This is a genomic window from Peribacillus psychrosaccharolyticus ATCC 23296 (assembly GCF_000305495.1).
Lineage (GTDB): Bacteria > Bacillota > Bacilli > Bacillales > DSM-1321 > Peribacillus > Peribacillus psychrosaccharolyticus.
Window position 1 is genome coordinate 1 of the sequence record NZ_AJTN02000225.1, and the last position, 19,691, is coordinate 19,691.

Genomic DNA, 19,691 nt, shown 5'->3' on the forward strand with positions numbered 1-19,691 from the left:
AAAGGTTGAAAATAGCCGGGAAGAAGATATGATTACCTCTCCATCTCATATCGGACTGGAAGCTTCGGTTAAATTAGGCTGTACAAAAACCGGATTGCTTACGGTTGCTGAACTAACCTATCTATGGGATGGAGGGGCTTATGCTGATAAGGCTTCCGATCTTAGTCGAGCAGGTGCGGTTGATTGCACCGGTCCTTACAAGATTAATCATATTTGGTGTGATTCTCTCTGTATGTATACCAATCATCCCTATGCGACCCCTTATCGAGGCTTTGCCCATTCTGAGGTGTTATTTGCTTTTGAGAGAACAATGGATTCACTTGCTAAAAAGATCGAAATGGATCCTATGGAATTTCGGAGAATCAATGCCATTCTCCCTGGGCACACGACACCTACCCAAGTGAAGTTGAATTCCAGTACAGTAGGCAACCTGCCTGCGTGCATCAGTCAGCTAAAGAAGCATATGCAATGGGAAAAAGGACAGTTAATTAAAGTAAACGGCAGGAAACTGATTGCTAAAGGGATTGCGTGTGTATGGAAAACATCCACCATCGATACAAATGCCAGTTCCGGAGTCTTATTAACCTTTAATTATGATGGAAGTGTCAACCTAATCTCGGGAGTTGTTGAGATTGGTACGGGAACTAAAACGATACTAGCCCAAATAGCTGCTGACAAATTGAAGATGGACATCAATCGAGTAAACGTTCAAATGGAGGTAAACACACAAAGTACTCCAGAACACTGGAAAACAGTAGCGAGCCGAGGAACATTTATGGCGGGCAGGGCCGTTATTCAGGCTGCTGACGACGCGCTTATGCAACTAAAGAGTCTTGCCGCTAATGTGTTAAGAGCACCTGTCGAAGACATGGAAGTTGATCAAGAAAGGATCTATTTACGGGACGATCCAGCAATGGGCTTTACCTATCAGCAGCTAGCATATGGGTATACATTTCCTGACGGAAATTCAATTGGCGGACAAATCATTGGCAAAGGTCATTACATGCTTCGTCATATGACAACTCTTGATCCTGAAAGCGGTGCTGGCAGACCAGGACCTGAATGGACCGTTGGTGCACAAGGCGTGGAAATCGAATATGACAGGTATGATTATACCTATAGAATTTTAAAAGCTATCTCCGTCATTGATGCAGGACAGGTTTTAAACCAAAAAGCAGCAGAAGGACAAATCATGGGTGCGATGAGTATGGGGCTTGCTTTTGCTGGGCGTGAGACATTCTATTTTGATTATCTGGGCCGGGTGCTGAATCATCAGCTTCGAACCTATAGACCCTTAAGGTATGGAGAAAATCCTGAGTATATTTGTGACTTCATCGAAACGCCGCAAGTAGATGCTCCATATGGTGCAAGGGGCCTCGGTGAACATGGACTCCTTGGAATGCCGGCTGCACTGGGAAACAGTTTATCACTGGCCGCTGGAACCTCGTTAAATCAGCTGCCATTACTTCCTGAACAGATTTGGGTGAGGAAGAACGGGAGAATACGCTGATGTTATCCTATAATTTTGATTATTATCAACCAAAATCGATAGATGAGGCAGTTGGTCTTTACCAAACATTAAAGGCAGAAGAAAAAAAGCCAATATATTATAGCGGGGGTACGGAAATTATCACTCTCGGCAGACTGAATCTTGTCAAAACTGGAGCCGTCATCGATTTAAAAGGGATTCCAGAGTGCATGGAATATACGCTTCATAATCATCAGCTGATCATTGGTTCAGCTTTAAGCTTGAATACCTTTGAAGAAAATCGTCTATTTCCGTTGTTAACCCTTACTTCCAAAGAAATAGCTGATTATACATCTAGAAATAAAATTACCCTTGGTGGAAACATATGCGGACAAATTTTTTATCGAGAAGCGGTACTTCCCTTTTTATTAACAGATAGCTATGTGACGATAGCAGGACCTAATGGAATTAGGAAGGCAGCGATTAATGAGATCTTTTATTGTACATTACAACTAGAAGAAGGAGAATTTCTCGTTCAGATTGCAACAGAAGAAAAATTTCTCATGGCACCCCATCTTAGTGTGAAAAAACGAAAACAGTGGGATACCGGATATCCATTGATAACGGTGGCTGCTTTAAAAAAAGATGAAGAAATTAGATTTGCATTCAGCGGCCTCTGCCCATATCCATTCCGCTCAAAACAAATAGAAACCATACTGAATAACCAAGATTTATCCTATAAAGACCGTATTTCAACCTCTTTTCAGTATTTACCAAAGCCAATCCTAAATGATACTGAGGGCTCGAGCGGCTATCGAATGTTTGTTTTAGAAACCACACTTACCAACATTTTCTCCGTTTTAGGTGGTGAAGAAAAATGAATAGTTATTCTGCAAATCGATTGAAGATTACTCTTAATATAAACAGCGAAATGTACGAAAAAGAAATCCTTGCCTCTGATACATTGCTGTCTGTACTGCGAGACAAACTCGGGCTTACCGGAGCAAAACCTGGCTGTTTAAATGGGGACTGCGGAGCTTGCACGGTCATTATTGATAAACGACCAATGAAATCGTGTATGCTATTAGCGGTAGAGGCATTTGATACAGAAATCCTGACCATTGAAGGCCTGAAGGATACTCCGATTCAAAGAGCATTTGTTGAGCAATTTGCTTTCCAATGTGGGTATTGCACTCCTGGATTTATCTTAATTTGCCACGCTCTGCTACTTACTGATCACCATCCTACAAATGAAAAAATAACCACCTGGCTTTCTTCAAATATTTGTCGTTGTACTGGCTATCAAGAAATTGAAAACGCTCTACGTTCTGTAATCAATTCCTTGCCTTTAGAGTGACATTTTTTGTTGCCCTGAATAAACTGCCTATATGGGGTGTGGTGATGGTGAATGGTAACGATTTAACAGTAGTTCACTCGCTGCAGCGCAGTCTAGATTATACTGCAGCAATCCTCTTATTAACGGGACAAATCACAATCATCGGTGTGTTCGTAAGGCCCAATAGGTTTAGTTTATCGACAGGCGGACCACTTTTTGGAGGTAAACGTTTAGAGGGTATAAACGGCTCAAAAGCAGTAACAGTGTTTATAGATATTTTGGATATTATTGTTGCAGTTTTAATAATCATAGATGAAATAAATGTGACAGGATCCTTTGTTTCATCCAGTGAATTTGCCATTAATGTTTCCGGACCTATCTTTGGTTATCCTAAAGTACTTCCAGCTTTGCCCATTGAAGAGCATACCTTTTTTCATACAATTGTTAATAACCATTTTCAGGTTCCATCTGAATTAATGACTAAGTTAAGGGGGGACTGAGCAAAATGTCGTTAACAGATATCCCCACAGTGAAGGGGTCTAAGTACAGTCCTTTTCTGTTAGCACTCCCAATTGTTATCTTCATCTTTTTTTTACTCAACAAAAATCATCAGACCAATAATCATAATAAGACCATGTCTAACCATTCTGTATATCTAAATAGCGTCATATCAATAGTCATAGAGAAAATGCATAAAACAAAGCCGCCTTTCCAAAATGATAAGCGGCTTTGTTTTATTTTATAAGGATAGACATTATCTATGAAGGTGAACGATTGCTAGTAAAGTGTTTTCAGACGAACGTATTTTAAGGGAATAAAGAAGCTATAAATCTTTGTAGAAGGCCAGTACAGACTCAAAATAAGTCCACGAAAATTATCTGTATATACTATTATGAATTTCTAAAAAGTAAAAAACCTTACCACCCTTTGTTCCAGTTTTTAAGTAGAAAATAGAATCTTCACACAAGAGTTTTACCTTAATTTTAGTCGTATTTAAAAAAAGGTTTCACAATCTTCATTTGAAAAAGCTGAAAATATAGATTATTCTAGGTACTAGTATCTCTTTCAATTAGCTAAAACCTTTTCCTAGTTATACGTACAAATGAATATAAATAATCCATGGCTTAGAGTTAGTTTTGGGTTGGAGGCTGTTACCCTAGTATGAAAAAATACGAACAAGTAAAGCAGGCTATCAAATCGTTTATCTTAAATGGGAAATATCTGCCTCATCAGCGGATTAACTCGGAATCAGAATTAACCGTCCATTTTGGTGTAAGCAGGCATACGGTAAGAAAAGCGATCAATGATCTTGTCAATGAAGGCTGGTTATACACAGAGCAAGGTTCAGGAACGTATTGTGCAGATCGGGAAGCTGTCAGTCATTCTACTGAAAAAACAATTGCTCTCGTGACGACGTACATATCAAATTATATCTTCCCGCAGATTATTAATGGAGCGGAATCGTATTTAAGTAGTATGGGATACAATTTACAGCTTTATAGTACTAATAACGATGTCACCAAAGAGAGAATTTGTTTAGAAAAAATCCTAGGCAGCCATATATCGGGTCTGATTGTGGAGCCTACAAAAAGTAATTATTATAATCCTAATTTAACGTATTACCTGAATCTTGAAAGAAGAAAAACTCCCTATCTTATGCTGAACGCGTATTATCCAGAATTGAATCCTTATAGCTTAACACTTGACGATGAGTTAGGCGGTTATCTAGCCGTAGAACATTTACTGAAGCTTGGACATACAAGAATTGCCGGTTTATTTAAAACGGATGATCTACAAGGTGTCAGGAGGATGCAAGGGTTTATCCGTGCTCACCGCACCTATCAAGTGCCGATCTTACCGGAAATGATCGTTCCCTATACAACGAAAGAAAAATCACAAAAGCAGCAGACCTTTTTAAATCTCTTATGAAAGCGGAAGTTCGTCCTACTGGTTTATTTTGTTACAACGATGAAATTGCCTTAAGAATGCTCGATATAATTCGAGAAATGGGGATGAATGTACCGGAGGATTTATCGGTAGTAGGATTTGATGACTCTAATCTAGCTACTGCTTCGGAAGTGAAGCTTACATCAGTGAAGCATCCTCAATTTGAAATGGGACGTCAAGCTGCTGAAACGATTATTCAGTTAATTGAATGCAAAGATCAAATCAAGGATCCTAGTATTCTCTATAAACCAGAATTAGTCATTCGAAAGTCTACAAAAAAATATATGTGCTAAGTGGTAAACCTCCTTCTATAATGGAGGTTTTTTTCATATAATCAATAAAAAGGAAAAAATTGTCCGCACAAGTAAAATTTTAGTAGATTACTTGTACTAATAAGTAGTATGATAAAAATGGAAGCGAATACATTTCAGAACTATCTCTATTTTCTTTCTATTAACATAACGTTAAAGATAGATGGTAGTGATAACTAATTCTAAGGGAGAGAAAAAATTTATGAAGAAATTACTAGCCTCGTTATTTATGCTTGTCATGATTTTCACGCTAGCCGCTTGTGGCAGTGATGAAAAATCCGGCGGAAAAGAAAGCGGTTACGTAGGAATCTCTATGCCTACCAAATCATCAGAACGCTGGGTCGGTGACGGGAAAAATATGAAAAAAGAATTTGAAAAGTTAGGCTATAAAACTGATCTGCAATATGGGGAAGATGTTATCGAGAACCAAGTTTCTCAAATTGAGAATATGATCACTAAGGGTGTTGATATTTTAGTTGTAGCACCTATTGATGGAGAATCATTAACAGACGTTTTAAAGAAAGCCGGAGATGAGGATATCAAAGTTATTTCTTATGACCGACTTATTAAGGGAACAGATAATATCAGCTACTATGCAACGTTTGATAACTTTAAAGTTGGTGTTTTACAAGGGCAATATATTGTTGACAAGCTTGGTCTTGAAGATGGAAAAGGACCTTTCAATATTGAATTATTCGGCGGATCTCCTGATGATAACAATGCGTACTTCTTCTTTGATGGTGCTATGTCAATCTTGCAGCCGTATATTGATTCCAAGAAATTAGTTGTACAAAGCGGACAAACGGATATGAAGCAAGTAGCTACATTACGTTGGGACGGAGCAACTGCTCAATCAAGAATGGATAATCTATTAAGTTCTAAATATTCCTCTGAGCGCGTAGATGCAGTTTTATCTCCTTTTGATGGGATCAGCATTGGCATTATTTCTTCATTAAAAGGTGTAGGCTATGGTTCAACTAGTAAACCCCTGCCGATTATTACAGGACAAGACGCTGAGCTTGCCTCTGTCAAATCAATCATTGCTGGTGAGCAAACTCAAACCATTTATAAAGATACGAGAGCTTTGGCTAAACAAGCAGTAGCAATGGCTGATGCCGTTCTTAAAGGTAAAGAAGCGGAAGTTAACGATGAAAAAACGTATGATAATGGTAAATTAGTGGTTCCAGCTTATCTATTAGATCCTGTCGTTGTTGATAAAGAAAACTATGAAGAAATACTAATCGACGGTGGATATTATACAAAAGAACAACTAGGTCAATAATCTAACATATATGGATACTGCCGGCGCATCGCTTTCCCGTCAGGCAGTGTCCAAAAATATGAGGCGGGGTGAAGTCATTGTCATCAGTACTATTGGAAATGAAAAATATTACTAAAACATTTCCGGGCGTTAAAGCGTTAAATGACGTGAATTTACAAATTAAAGAAGGGGAAATTCATGCATTATGTGGAGAAAATGGTGCAGGGAAATCAACCTTAATGAAAGTACTAAGCGGTGTGTACCCGCATGGTAGTTATACAGGAGATATTCTATTTTCAAATGAAGTCTGTGAATTTAAAGATATAAAACAAAGTGAAAACCTAGGAATCGTCATTATACATCAAGAACTAGCTCTTATTCCTTTTTTATCAATTGCAGAAAATATCTTTCTTGGTAACGAGCAAGCAAAAAATGGAATCATTAATTTTAATGCAACCATTGCTAAGACAAAGGATTTATTAAATGTTGTTGGGTTAAAAGAATCACCAAACACGCCCATTAACCAGTTAGGTGTTGGTAAGCAGCAACTGGTCGAAATAGCAAAAGCACTTTCTAAAAAAGTGAAATTATTAATACTTGATGAACCAACAGCAGCATTAAATGAGGACGATAGTGAAAATCTGCTTAACTTACTCCTTGAATTCAAAAAACAAGGGATGACCTCTATCATTATTTCTCACAAGCTAAATGAGATTGCTAGGGTTGCAGATTCGATTACCATACTACGTGACGGGAAATCAATAGAAACACTTGATATGAAGAAAGATCTTGTTACAGAGGACCGTATTATTAAAGGAATGGTTGGCCGGGACTTAACGAATCGTTATCCTGATCATACGCCTAATATTGGAGAAACGATTTTTGAAGTTCGGAATTGGGAAGTTCAAGATCCGGCTAATCCGGACAGAAACATTGTGGAAGACGTCAGCTTTTCTATCCGCAGCGGTGAGATTGTAGGAATAGCTGGATTAATGGGAGCCGGACGAACCGAGCTTGCCATGAGTATTTTTGGGAAAGCCTACGGTAAGAAAATTACCGGACAGCTGTTTAAAGATGGAAAAGAACTGAAACTTACAGACATAACCCAAGCAATCAACAACGGAATTGCTTATGTGACAGAAGATCGCAAACAGTACGGTCTGGTTTTAGAAGAAGATATCAAGACGAATATTACCTTAGCTAATTTGAAAAAGGTTGCAAAGAAAACGGTTGTCAATGGTCATCAAGAAGTGATAGAGGCAGAAAAGTACCGAAAACAAATGAATATAAAAAGTCCAAGCATTCTGCAGAAAACAATGAACCTAAGCGGGGGAAATCAACAAAAAGTGATTTTGAGCAAGTGGATGTTTACTGAACCGGATATTCTTATCCTAGATGAGCCGACGCGCGGTATTGATGTCGGTGCTAAGTATGAAATCTATTCTATTATTAATACATTAGCTGACCAAGGCAAGGGCGTCCTTATCATTTCGTCAGAGTTACCTGAAATACTAGGGATATCTGATCGTATTTACGTAATGAGAGAAGGCAAATTTACCGCTGAATTCACTAGAGAAGATGCTACACAAGAAAAAATAATGAAATATATGACTAGAACTGGGGTGGAGCAGCAATGAAGACGCTTGCTAGTTTGTTCAAAAATAATTTACGACAGTATGGTATGGTACTCGCATTAGTCCTAATTATGATTCTTTTTCAAATTTTAACAGAAGGTGTTCTATTAAAACCGATTAATATAACGAACTTAATTCTTCAAAACAGCTATATTCTTGTTCTAGCGATTGGTATGCTTCTCGTAATTATCCTCGGGCATATTGATCTTTCAGTAGGCTCAGTTGTCGCGTTTGTAGGAGCGATGTCAGCAATCTTTATGGTAGAAATGAATTTACCTGTATGGCTGTCTGTTGTGCTTTGTCTGATTATCGGTGCATTAATTGGTGCGTGGCAAGGTTTTTGGGTGGCGTTTTTACGAGTACCGGCGTTCATTGTTACGTTAGCTGGAATGCTGGTTTTCCGCGGCCTTACCATGCTTGTCTTAGATGGACAATCGATTGCACCATTCCCAGCGTCATTTCGTCAAATGAGTTCAGGATTTATACCAGGGCTTAATAAGTCGGGTGATTTGGATCTATTAACGATGATTGTGGGAATTGTTATTTCACTCATCTTAATCTGGGGGGAAGTAAGAAAAAGGAAACAACAGGCTTCGTATAACTTTGACATCTTGCCAATGTGGTTATTCGCCTTAAAACTAATTTTCATTGTAGGCGTGATGAATGTATTTGCTTATTTCCTAGCTTCATATGAAGGAATTCCTAATATCCTTGTCATTTTAGTTGTCTTAATTGTTGTTTACTCATTCATTACGAATAGAACGATAGCTGGTCGTCATTTATATGCCCTAGGAGGTAATGAGAAAGCGGCTAAGCTATCTGGGATTAAAACAAAATGGCTGACGTTTTGGGTATTTGTGAATATGGGTGTTCTTGCTGCACTATCTGGCTTGTTATTTGCAGCTCGATTGAATGCGGCTACTCCAAAAGCAGGAAACTCTTTTGAGTTAGACGCGATAGCAGCTGTATTTATCGGCGGAGCTTCTGCATATGGAGGGATAGGAACTGTTATTGGAGCGGTAGTCGGTGGATTGGTTATGGGTGTCCTTAATAATGGGATGTCTCTCATCGGATTAGGTGTCGATTATCAACAAACAATTAAAGGGTTGGTTCTCTTAATAGCTGTTGGCTTCGACGTATACAATAAAAATAAATCATCTTAACTAAAGGAGTGATTTCTCTTTGAAATTTCGAAGACTAGGAAACACAGAATTAGAATTAAGTGAGATTAGTTTTGGAACATGGGGTATAGGCGGCGATTGGGGGCAGTCTACGACAGAGGATGCGCTGTTAGGTTTACATCGTGCAATGGAGCTTGGGGTGAATTTCTTTGATACGGCAGATGTATATGGAAATGGCCGTAGTGAAGAATTACTTCGAGAAGCAACTAAAGGCAAAGAAGATCAAATCTATATTGCTTCAAAGTTCTGTAGAGCTGGAGATATATCTGACCCTCTAACGTATTCGGAAGAGGCAGTCCGTGCATATTGTGAAGATAGTTTAAAGCGACTGGGCCGTGAGCGGATTGATTTGTATCAAATTCACTGTCCTCCACTAGAAATCTTAAAAAATACGAATGTATTTGATGTACTGGACAAATTAAAGCAAGAAGGGAAGATCCGTCATTATGGTGTAAGTGTAGAGACGGTCGAAGAAGGACTCTTTTGCCTGACTAATCCAGGAGTAAAAGCTTTACAAGTGATCTTCAATGTTTTTCGTCAAAAAGCGCTTGAGGAACTTCTTCCAGCAGCTAAAGAACAAGGAGTCGGTCTGTTAGCTCGTGTGCCGCTTGCGAGTGGTCTGCTAACAGGTAAATTTACAACGGAAACGCAATTTGCTAACGATGATCATCGTCAGTTTAATGCAAATGGCGAGCAGTTTAATGTAGGAGAAACTTTTGCAGGACTTGAGTTTGCGAAAGGAGTAGCGCTTACTGAGGAACTTTCCTGGATAGCGGAGGGGCGTGAGTCTTTAAGCAGTGCTGCCTTGCGCTGGATTCTTGACCAAGATGCAATAACGTGTGCCATTCCAGGGTTTAAAAACGCAAAGCAAGTTGAACAAAATCTACAAGCTATTCATACGAAGCCATTTACTGAAAAAGAATTACAACGGATACGAAGCTTCTATGAAAGTAGTGTGAAACGTTATATTCGGGGAGCTTATTAAGTCAAATACGATCGATTAAAGGAACTACTTTTTCTTGTTCAGATGAACTGGAAAAAGTAGTTTTTTTCTTTTTCTCTTTTCGAGCAGGAAATATGAAAAAAGTATGTTCCTTTTTCATATAAAAAACCTGAAAAAATATGAATATATCATACTATTGGTATAGAAAAAATATAGACATTTTGTGAATAATAATGATAAAAAACGCTTAAAAGGCTGTTAAATCAACGTTCTTTAATCAAAATCATATATGGGAATTATTTCTTAATAATATTCTTTGTTTACTTTTCCTGATCATCTATTGTACTATATAGATGTTGGAGGTTAGAGGTCAGACATCTTGAACCCCCATGATAAATATTTATTTTTTTTATATTGCGTGAAAGCGTTTCCTGTTGTTTTGAAAAACTGTTAAAGAATGGGGAGTTATTATGGATAAACAATTGTTAATTAATGAAGCAATTACGGCTCGTACACAAGCATATACACCATACTCTAAGTTCAAAGTTGGAGCGGCTGTGCTGACAGAGGACGGACGTGTGTATCAGGGTTCAAACATTGAAAACGCTTCATACGGTTTAACAAATTGTGCTGAGCGGACGGCCATTTTTAAAGCCGTTTCAGAAGGAACAAGAAAAATTAAAGCCATTGCAATTGTTGCAGACACAGAAGGACCTGTTTCACCATGTGGAGCTTGTCGACAAGTAATTGCTGAATTCAGCGATAACGATACAAAAATCTATTTGACAAATTTAAAAGGTGACACAGTAGAAACGACGATCCAAGAAGTACTACCTGGATCTTTCTCAGCCTCAGACATGGAAGCTTAATATCGATATTGACTATTTAAGTAATAGGTAGGAACTAATAATTATACACCGGGGGTACTTCATGAGTTATTTACTAGCGATTTTCGGACTAATTGTCGTTTTTGGACTTGCTTTTCTTGCTAGCAGCGACCGTAAAAAGATTAAAATGAAACCAATTATTATTATGGTTATTATCCAGATTATTTTAGCTTTCTTGTTATTGAATACGAAGTTTGGTTATGTGGTCATTAAGGCATTTGCAGGTGTCTTCGGTAAGCTTTTAGAGTATGCAGCAGTAGGTATCAACTTTGTGTTTGGCGGTATGGCCAACGGGGGAGAGGCTCCATTCTTCCTAACCGTTCTACTTCCTATCGTATTTATTTCAGTATTAATAGGTATTTTCCAATATCTAAAAATTCTTCCGTTCATTATGAAATGGATTGGATTTGCTCTTAGTAAAGTTAATGGTATGGGTAAACTTGAATCCTATAATGCGGTAGCATCCGCTATGGTCGGACAATCTGAAGTCTTTATCACTGTAGAAAAAACAACTCGGTCAACTTTCAGAACAACGTCTTTATACCTTGTGTGCTTCTGCTATGTCAACGGTTTCTATGTCAATCGTTGGTGCATACATGACCATGATTGAACCCAAATATGTGGTTACAGCCATTGTTATCAACCTGTTTGGTGGTTTCATTATCTCTTCAATTATCAATCCGTATACCGTTTCCGAGGAAGAAGACATCTTAGTTGTTCAAGAAGATGAGAAACAGTCGTTCTTTGAAATGATTGGTGAATATATTATGGATGGCTTCAAGGTAGCGGTTATTGTTGCTGCGATGCTAATTGGTTTTGTAGCCTTAATGGCAGGAATCAATAGTTTGTTCGATATGATCTTTGGAATCAGTTTCCAAGAAATTCTTGGATATATCTTCTCTCCTTTTGCCATGTTGATGGGTATTCCAGCAGCGGAAGCAGTTAAAGCGGGGGGCATCATGGCAACGAAACTAGTAACCAACGAATTTGTTGCTATGCTAGACTTAACGAAGGCAGCTTCTGAATTAAGTTCAAAATCAGTTGGTATCATCTCTGTGTTCCTTGTCTCATTTGCAAACTTCTCTTCAATCGGAATCATTTCCGGTGCAGTAAAAGGCTTGCATGAAAAGCAAGGGAATGTAGTAGCACGCTTTGGTATTAAACTTCTTTACGGTGCAACCTTGGTAAGTATACTAACATCTATTATCGTTAGTCTTATTATCAAATAATAATAATTGACAAACTTTAGTAGATAATAAGAGCATCTCTCTTTCGAATAGAAGGAGAGTGCTTTTTCTTTTTTTATTCATCTAGAAAATTCATCATAAAAGGGGGTATTTGTGAAAAGTATTCTTTTCACAAAGCACTATATGGGTACAATAGGATTATTTTTATCAGGAGCGGTGTTGTTTTTAAACGGACTATTTCTGATTGGTAAAGCAGACGGAAAAAGTATTGCCTACTTTAATTTATTCGTAGGTGCGATTCAAACGATTTCTCCTTTATACTTGGTATTTGTGTCAGACCAAACGAACTGGACACTTTACAATTATTCCAGTATCTTCTTATTCGGATTAACCTATCTGTTTTTAGCTGTAACCATTATAAAAGATCTTAATGGCAATGGACTAGGTTATTTTTCATTATGGGTATCAATCATATCCGTTGTTTACACATTGGTATCGATCATTCAATTTGGTGACATTGCTAACGCTATAACATGGGCATTTTGGGCTTACTTATGGTTCCTGTTCTATTTATCTATGTCATGCGGGAAAGAAATTGACGCCTATACAGGCAGAGTTGCAATTGTTCTTTCATGGGTGACGTTAACCATTCCATCTATGTTTACTATGACCGGAATTTCTAAAGAGCCAGCAGCACAGTTTATCTGGTATGCGCTCGCAATTGCGACCATTCTTTACTTCCTATTCTTAAATATAAACAAAGGCAGTGAAAAACAACTGGCTTCTAAATAATAAAAGGCTGATAAATGGGGATTCATGTTTATCAGCCTTTTTTGTTTATCTATTTTTTTCGACATAGTTAGCTTCATTCAAGCCGGAATGATCATAGGTGCTATAGGTGTTTAATCAATAATAAACGGAAGCTTAGGAATAGGATGAGACATAAGTGTACGATTTTCGACAGCCCACAGGATAGTTTGCTGCATTGACTAGGGATAAGAAGGGATAGTACTATTTTAATAACTACTTGGTCAAGCATATATGTAAGCGCTTACTAATTGAGGAGGTATAGTATGAGAGCCTTAGTGATGGAAGAACTGAAAAAGCCGCTAGTCATCAGGAACATGCCCGATCCAGAATGTGCAGACGATGGTGTGGTTATAAAGGTCGAAGCAAATGGGGTTTGCAGGAGTGATTGGCATGCATGGCAAGGAGATTGGGATTGGATCGGCATAAAGCTCCCACTACCGCATATTTTAGGTCATGAATTTTCAGGAATCATTGAAGAAGCAGGGAAAGATGTTAAGAATTTTAAAAAAGGAGATCGAGTAATCGCTCCATTTACCATAGGGGACGGAACTTGTCCTTATTGTCAAAGCGGCCACCATAATATCTGCGAAAATATCCAGCTGCTTGGTTTCTCGACTTGGGGCGGTTACGGCAGGTACACGGCTGTTCCTAGTGCAGATATCAACTTAGTAAAGTTACCCGATTCGATTAGCTTTGTGGAGGCGGCTGGCATGGGATGTCGTTTTATGACAGCTTTTCACGGGATAACAGATCAAGCTAAGGTTACTGGAGGGGAATGGGTAACGGTACATGGCTGCGGTGGAGTAGGACTATCTGCAATCCAGATTGCCAGCGCCTTAGGAGCCAATGTTATTGCAGTCGATATTGGTGAGGACAAGCTAAACCTTGCTAAACAGTTAGGTGCAGTTGCAGCTATTAATGCCAAAGACGGTCATACAACAGAAGCTATACGTGAAATAACAAAGGGAGGAGCCCATGTTTCCGTAGATGCTTTAGGCATCACACAGACTTGTCAGGCAGCAATCAGCGGGTTGCGTAAAAGAGGACGTCACTTGCAAATTGGTTTAACATCTCGTGAGGAAGAAGGAATGATTCCACTCCCAATTGATTTCATTGTTCAGTCTGAAATACAGTTAATTGGTTCTCTCGGCATGCAGCCTTCACGATATCCGAGCATGCTGGGGATGGTAGAGTCAGGTAAATTGAAACCAGGTTCATTAGTTACCAAAACCATCTCGCTTGATGAAGTACCAAAAGTATTCAATGAAATGGATAAATTTCAAAACCTTGGCGTGACTGTCGTCGATAAATGGGAAGTTAAAGCGACCGTTTAATAGGAAGGCTTAGAATAAGCAAAGGGTGGATACTTTGCTTATTCTAAGGTTCTGATAAGTATTCAAATATACTATTTTTTTAGTCTAAACCCGTGATTTTTAGCATATTAGCTTAAATTAAATATATCAATATAGTTAATTATCCATAATATAGCGAGATTAATGACCAGTCAAATTATTTTATCTTCCTAATAAGAGGATTAATTCTTTCTATGCTCAAATTTGTCATATATAATAAAGCAGTTAAAGAAATCTAACTGTGAGGAGCAAATACAATGTGGAAAATAGTGAATGGACATTTAACCCAAACAACAGATACATCCAGAGTGAAATTTAGAACGAATATTAGCAAAGCTATATTAGAGGAATTAGAAACGCTGGCTCAAACACATGATACGCATGTAAACTACTTACTAGAAACGGGCTTACAGCATGTTTTATCACAAGGTGTAATCACGTATAATAAAGAACTGCGTCCGAAGGATCGTGTTCAATTTAAAACAACGTATGATCAAGAACTATTAGTGAATTTGAAAGAATTCGCGAAGAGCCATCATTTATTCATCAATGATGTCATCGAATACAGTGTTAATTACATTGATATTGAAAAAAGTAAAAATAGCAGCTATAAACACAGAATAGAGTAGGAGGATTACTTCATTTATTCTATTTCTTACAACGCCCCGAACATAATATATATTATAGGAAGTTAATTTTTTTATCTCTATAATATCTCATATCACAAGAATACTCTTAATATTGAGACGAAATAAAAAATTCTATGAGATGATCAGTTTTTATACATATTTACTCTCGGCAGCTATTTTTGTTAACTGTCATTCAGCAGCTTTAACAAAATCCATTGTATTTAACACGTTAAGTGTAATCATTTGGTTTTTATCAGCAATCCTTAATCCAGTTATCTACTCATTTCCATTTCCATGCAGCTGTTTACTGACAATTAATTGGGTTACCGTGTTAATCAGAATTTGTTGTCAGTAATTCTCTGTATTGATTTGTTTTTGCCATCATGCCAATCAGGTATACTTTAAAATTCGCATAAAGCTCTTTCAGCATGCTTTGAGTAAGTCTATAACTAATTACCCCTGATTTATCTTTTAGTACGTCCTATGAGTCTGTAAATGACGATTATTGATTCAAAAACAAGATTTCATTACCTTCTTTTTATTTTCCTAGGCTTAGCCATTTGCCTTGGCAATTTTTCTTGATATTCATATGTTATCCATATACTGTCTATTTTTTAAGGAGTCGATTTATGTGAATACACGTTATCTTGGCATCGTTATTCCTAAAAACGATTATGATAGGATGCTTGATCCAGATAAAGATACCGCTGTAATGTTTTCTATTTTTGAGCAAACAGCAAAACGCATTGGGATCACTCCCTGCTATTTTAAATTGTTTCAAATAAAACCGAATCAGGACACGATTGATGCCTATGTATTGGGTGATGATGGGTACTTCCTTATGAACGTCCCTTCACCAAAGGTCATATACACACGTGTTTTAGATTATTTGCCATCCTCTAAAAAACATATCCGCTCTCTTCAGGAAAGCGGGATTAAAGTATTTAATGTCCCCAATTATGATGTAGAGAAATACACCATTCACGAAATTTTGTATCGAGATCCCTCCCTCCGTCCTTATCTGCCGCATACCGAATTGCTAACGCCAGAAACGTTGCTCATGATGATGAATACGTATGATAAATTGTTTTTAAAGCCAAATTACGGAGAATGCGGCCAAGGTGCGATGAAACTGGAGAAGACTCGGGATGGATGGGTGCTTTCTTATAAAATAAAAGGTAGTTTAGTGCTGAAAAAGCGTTTTTTCAAACACACTCCTTCGAAGATTATTTTTTCACGTATGGAAAAAACGCAGTATTTGATTCAGGAATATATTCCGCTTGCTAAATACTATAACAAACCCTTTGACATGCGAGTCGCCGCTCAGAAAGATGAACACGGTATCTTTCAGGTATCTGCCATCATGTGTAAGGTTGCAGGAAGTGATGATTATCTAACAAATGGTGCACATGGCGGCAAGACGTATCGACTTGCTGAGATCGCTGAATTCACGAATCCATCTATCCCATATGAAGTTCTGGAAAGTAAAATTGCTTCGTTCGGTATTTATATAGCTGAATACCTGAACACAGTTTATCCTCATATCGCTGATTTAGGATTCGATATTGGCGTTACCAAGAAAGGGAAACCGTACTTTGTAGAATGTAATTTTATCAGTGATTATGTTGGCGGCCTAATTAAAAACGGAGCCATTTTACACAAAGATTTTCTTCCGATATTTTCGACACCGATCGAATATGCCGGTTATTTATTTACTAAGTATGATTTAACATAAAAAAACTGCCATTTTTCCCTTTGGCAGTTTTTTTATGTTAAATCAAGGGTTAAGCAGCTGTTTCATGACATCCTTATAGGAACTTCGCATTGATGTCTTCATTAAAATGATACTATCTTCGGTAGCATAGCGGATTAATAACTTCATGAGCTCTTTTTTACTGCTGGCATGATGAATTTGTGATTTGTTCTTTCCTAATTCTGCAGCTTTCTCTCCAATTTGATTCGCATTTTTACCGACAGTGATCAGGACATCAGTCTGATTGGCAACAACTAGTTCACCAATTTTCTGATGTTCAATTAGTGTATGTTCCCCCATTTCGGCGACATTACCTAATACAGCAACTGTCCGTTTTCCATTTGAGGTTTCCCTTAGTACTTCAAGAGCTGCCTCAATAGAAGTAGTATTTGTATTCCAGGTATCATCAATTACTAAGCAATTGCGTATGCCTTTATGGAACTCTAAGTGACTTCTGACATGACGAAAATCATTTAGGCGTTCTATGGCCGTTTCAATCGGTACACCGGCTTCTGTGACCGCTGCAAAGGCTGCAAGGGCATTATACACATTATGAGTTCCATACCCTGGAACAAAACAATTAAATTTACGTCTCCCGTAGAAGAGAATAAAGTCCATCCCGTGTTTTTCGTGGTTAAAGTCTATTTCACCAGCCCGAAAATGAGCCTGGGTGCTTTTTCCAAAGAAAAGAATACGGCCTTTAAACTGTTTGAGCGGGATGCGTTGACTATATTCGTCGTCGGTGTTCAAGATGATGGTCCCGTGCTCTCCAACTGCATTAAGCATTTGGATTTTTTCTTTAAAATACGCTTCTTGACTTTTAAAGTCCTCCATATGATCGGTACTTATCTTGGTAATGATCCCAATGGTTGGCCTGAAATGCCGGGCGGAATGCCAAAGCTGATTTGGGCCAGCAACCCCCATTTCCATCACGGCGGCATCGGTATCTTCATCAAACTGTACTAAATAATGAAGATTCCGCTCTAACGCATTATGACTAAGAAGAGTTTTCACGACCTTTTTGTCTCCAAGCATAGAAGCAATCATTTCCTTCGTCGTCGTTTTTCCTGATGTGCCTGTTACCCCAATTACTGGGATTGTAAATTGACTGCGGTAATACTTAATAAATGCCCAATAAGACTTCATAACAGCTTCTACCTTAATGATGGTTACTCCTTTTCCGATAAACTTCAGAACTGAGGCATGTGAAGATACTAATGTACAGGTACTTAAATCTTTCGGAAGAGTAAAACGCTTTTTGGAATCAAAGAAAATCAAGGAGTGTTTTTTTATTTGATGCCGAGGGTGGCTGACAACATGTTTAATTAACTGATGAGGATCTCCTGATACCACAGTCCCCTGTAAAACCGGAAGCACCTGGTCAACTTGCAACGTTTTCATGAGTACCCTACTCTCTTTTTATCATTTGGTAATATCTTATTTCCAAGCGATAAAAAGCGTTTCATCAAAACCACCCATTTTACATTTTTGCATCATATCTGCACAGACCATTTATCGTTAGTTACATATACTAGTCAGGAAACTACTGAAATTGGTCTCCTCCATCGAATAGGATGACTATATATAAAAGCGAGGGAAAGCGGATGTATCGGATCTTACCCATTGAATCAGATAAAAATACGATTATCCTGCCCTACCATTCTGAACTAGCTGCTGAGTTATCGGGTGGTCAAGAACTCCTCCTCGAATATGGACAAAAAACTCGTTCTGTACACGTGAATCGTTCAATAGAGCTTGAAGAAAATCATCTTCTGGTGCCTGCGGATGTACTCAAGCATTTGAAAATTCCGCTTACGTCTGCTTATTGTTTACGTGTTGAACAAAATAAGCTCATTATTGGGCCGTATATAGGAATTTTAGCAGACTTATCCGGAGAGCTGTTAGCCGAATTAGTTACGACTCTCTCAAGCTTTCTGACTTATTATCATAGAATTGGCGGTACCATCGTAGCGTTTGCCTTAGATGGCGTGAATACCAAGAATCAGGAAATCCAAGGGTATATTTATGAACCAGAAACAAAAGCGTGGATTCCAGGAACGTATACCTACCCCGCTTCTGTTCTTTCTATAACAGAAGCAAGCCTTACGGATAAATGGGATGATTTTATAAAGGTCATGCTGCATTTTAAACAAGGGCTAGGATCAGCAGTCTTCAATTACCCCATATTCTCCAAATGGGATATGTATAAACTGCTTAAACCAAGGTATGAAAATCATTTACCTGAAACGAAGGTCTATGTGGCTCCACAAACCATTAAAGAAATGATTGAAAAGCACCAGACAATCTATATTAAGCCTATCCATGGACGGCTCGGCAGGTATATTTTTCAAGCAGAAAAAAGTTCTTCCGGATATACGATTCGATATAAGATGAAGCGTAAACCTAAGGTGCGTTTATATCGGACAGAAAAGTCTTTTTTATTATTTTTTCAGAAGCTGATTGACCCAGGTGACTATTTAATTCAAGCAACAATTCCGCTCATGCATCATAATCAAAGCTTAATTGATTTTAGAGTAATGATGGCTAAGAGCCATCAAGGTGAGTGGCAAACCAGCGGCATCTTTGCTAGGTATGGTGCAAGCGGCAGTATTGTGAGTAATATCACAGCAGGCGGTCGAGCGGAACTAGCGGATAAGACACTGAAAAAGGTATGGAAATTAAATAATAAGCAAATCTCTGAAGTAAAGCAGACGATTACTGAACTATGCCAAAATGTATTAGCTGTCATTGAAGCGGAAGGCTATCATTGCGGTAATATTGGGGTGGATATTGGGATTGATCAAGATTTATCTTTATTCATCATTGAAATTAATAATCAAAATCCAGATCCGTATATTGCAAAACGAGCAAAACGTTCACCTGAGTTTTATAAACACAGGTATTTAAATATGATGTATGCTAAAAAGCTGGCTGGATTTTAATCAGGTAAAAAAGCTTGAGTGAATTTCCCTCAAGCTTTTTCTCCCTTCCT

At 38.1% G+C, this 19,691-nt stretch carries 15 protein-coding genes and 2 pseudogenes; 16 read left to right on the top strand and 1 reads right to left on the bottom strand.

Annotated elements, in window-relative coordinates; translation table 11 throughout:
• The 15 genes and pseudogenes from WYK_RS16975 to WYK_RS17050 all read left to right on the top strand — a co-directional run.
• On the top strand, positions 1-1,510 hold a 1,510-nt coding region (locus WYK_RS16975), incomplete at its 5' end, for a xanthine dehydrogenase family protein molybdopterin-binding subunit (protein WP_040375664.1).
• Complete coding sequence (locus WYK_RS16980) at positions 1,510-2,349, top strand: FAD binding domain-containing protein (protein WP_040375665.1); 840 nt, start codon at positions 1,510-1,512, stop codon at positions 2,347-2,349. The genes WYK_RS16975 and WYK_RS16980, both read left to right, overlap by 1 nt.
• Positions 2,346-2,825, top strand: a complete 480-nt coding sequence (locus tag WYK_RS16985) for a (2Fe-2S)-binding protein (RefSeq protein ID WP_040375666.1) — start codon at positions 2,346-2,348, stop codon at positions 2,823-2,825. The genes WYK_RS16980 and WYK_RS16985 overlap by 4 nt, the downstream gene beginning before the upstream one ends.
• A 44-nt stretch (positions 2,826-2,869) precedes the next feature.
• Positions 2,870-3,304, top strand: coding sequence for a hypothetical protein (locus WYK_RS16990; RefSeq protein ID WP_040375667.1), 435 nt, complete (start codon positions 2,870-2,872; stop codon positions 3,302-3,304).
• Between the two features lie 661 nt (positions 3,305-3,965).
• Positions 3,966-5,044 (top strand): annotated as a pseudogene (locus WYK_RS17000) (substrate-binding domain-containing protein).
• Positions 5,045-5,264: 220 nt separating this feature from the next.
• A complete protein-coding gene (chvE, locus tag WYK_RS17005; RefSeq protein ID WP_040375669.1) occupies positions 5,265-6,344 on the top strand; it encodes a multiple monosaccharide ABC transporter substrate-binding protein in 1,080 nt (359 codons plus the stop codon).
• A 77-nt stretch (positions 6,345-6,421) separates the two neighbouring features.
• Positions 6,422-7,960 carry a multiple monosaccharide ABC transporter ATP-binding protein gene (mmsA, locus tag WYK_RS17010; protein WP_040375670.1) on the top strand — a complete coding sequence of 513 codons (1,539 nt, stop codon included), beginning with the start codon at positions 6,422-6,424 and terminating at the stop codon, positions 7,958-7,960.
• Positions 7,957-9,120, top strand: coding sequence for a multiple monosaccharide ABC transporter permease (mmsB, locus tag WYK_RS17015; RefSeq protein ID WP_040375671.1), 1,164 nt, complete (start codon positions 7,957-7,959; stop codon positions 9,118-9,120). The genes mmsA and mmsB overlap by 4 nt, the downstream gene beginning before the upstream one ends.
• A gap of 19 nt (positions 9,121-9,139) precedes the next feature.
• Complete coding sequence (locus tag WYK_RS17020) at positions 9,140-10,123, top strand: aldo/keto reductase (protein ID WP_040375672.1); 984 nt, start codon at positions 9,140-9,142, stop codon at positions 10,121-10,123.
• Between the two features lie 428 nt (positions 10,124-10,551).
• A complete protein-coding gene (locus tag WYK_RS17025) occupies positions 10,552-10,950 on the top strand; it encodes a cytidine deaminase (RefSeq protein ID WP_040375673.1) in 399 nt (132 codons plus the stop codon).
• Positions 10,951-11,011: 61 nt separating this feature from the next.
• Positions 11,012-12,197: pseudogene (locus WYK_RS17030) on the top strand (NupC/NupG family nucleoside CNT transporter).
• A 141-nt stretch (positions 12,198-12,338) separates the two neighbouring features.
• A complete protein-coding gene (locus WYK_RS17035; protein WP_040375698.1) occupies positions 12,339-12,947 on the top strand; it encodes an AmiS/UreI family transporter in 609 nt (202 codons plus the stop codon).
• A gap of 281 nt (positions 12,948-13,228) precedes the next feature.
• A complete protein-coding gene (locus tag WYK_RS17040; protein ID WP_040375674.1) occupies positions 13,229-14,299 on the top strand; it encodes a zinc-dependent alcohol dehydrogenase family protein in 1,071 nt (356 codons plus the stop codon).
• Between the two features lie 275 nt (positions 14,300-14,574).
• Positions 14,575-14,946 carry a hypothetical protein gene (locus WYK_RS17045; RefSeq protein ID WP_040375675.1) on the top strand — a complete coding sequence of 124 codons (372 nt, stop codon included), beginning with the start codon at positions 14,575-14,577 and terminating at the stop codon, positions 14,944-14,946.
• A 631-nt stretch (positions 14,947-15,577) separates the two neighbouring features.
• Positions 15,578-16,681, top strand: a complete 1,104-nt coding sequence (locus tag WYK_RS17050) for a YheC/YheD family protein (protein ID WP_040375676.1) — start codon at positions 15,578-15,580, stop codon at positions 16,679-16,681.
• A gap of 42 nt (positions 16,682-16,723) precedes the next feature.
• On the opposite strand, the gene WYK_RS17055 is transcribed toward WYK_RS17050, so the two are convergent.
• Positions 16,724-18,100: a Mur ligase family protein gene (locus tag WYK_RS17055; protein ID WP_040375677.1), complete on the bottom strand. Its 1,377-nt coding sequence runs from the start codon at positions 18,098-18,100 to the stop codon at positions 16,724-16,726.
• A 203-nt stretch (positions 18,101-18,303) separates the two neighbouring features.
• On the opposite strand from WYK_RS17055, the gene WYK_RS17060 reads away from it, so the two are divergent.
• Complete coding sequence (locus WYK_RS17060) at positions 18,304-19,641, top strand: YheC/YheD family endospore coat-associated protein (RefSeq protein ID WP_040375678.1); 1,338 nt, start codon at positions 18,304-18,306, stop codon at positions 19,639-19,641.
• The last annotated feature ends 50 nt before the right edge of the window (positions 19,642-19,691 follow it).

Excerpts from the sequence above, each read along its gene's own strand:
- WYK_RS16980 (WP_040375665.1), top strand. The coding sequence starts at position 1,510 with ATGTTATCCTATAATTTTGATTATTATCAACCAAAATCGATAGATGAG.
- WYK_RS16985 (WP_040375666.1), top strand. The coding sequence starts at position 2,346 with ATGAATAGTTATTCTGCAAATCGATTGAAGATTACTCTTAATATAAAC.
- WYK_RS16990 (WP_040375667.1), top strand. The coding sequence starts at position 2,870 with ATGGTGAATGGTAACGATTTAACAGTAGTTCACTCGCTGCAGCGCAGT.
- chvE (WP_040375669.1), top strand. The coding sequence starts at position 5,265 with ATGAAGAAATTACTAGCCTCGTTATTTATGCTTGTCATGATTTTCACG.
- mmsB (WP_040375671.1), top strand. The coding sequence starts at position 7,957 with ATGAAGACGCTTGCTAGTTTGTTCAAAAATAATTTACGACAGTATGGT.
- WYK_RS17025 (WP_040375673.1), top strand. The coding sequence starts at position 10,552 with ATGGATAAACAATTGTTAATTAATGAAGCAATTACGGCTCGTACACAA.
- WYK_RS17035 (WP_040375698.1), top strand. The coding sequence starts at position 12,339 with ATGGGTACAATAGGATTATTTTTATCAGGAGCGGTGTTGTTTTTAAAC.
- WYK_RS17040 (WP_040375674.1), top strand. The coding sequence starts at position 13,229 with ATGAGAGCCTTAGTGATGGAAGAACTGAAAAAGCCGCTAGTCATCAGG.
- WYK_RS17045 (WP_040375675.1), top strand. The coding sequence starts at position 14,575 with ATGTGGAAAATAGTGAATGGACATTTAACCCAAACAACAGATACATCC.
- WYK_RS17055 (WP_040375677.1), bottom strand. The coding sequence starts at position 18,100 with ATGAAAACGTTGCAAGTTGACCAGGTGCTTCCGGTTTTACAGGGGACT.
- WYK_RS17060 (WP_040375678.1), top strand. The coding sequence starts at position 18,304 with ATGTATCGGATCTTACCCATTGAATCAGATAAAAATACGATTATCCTG.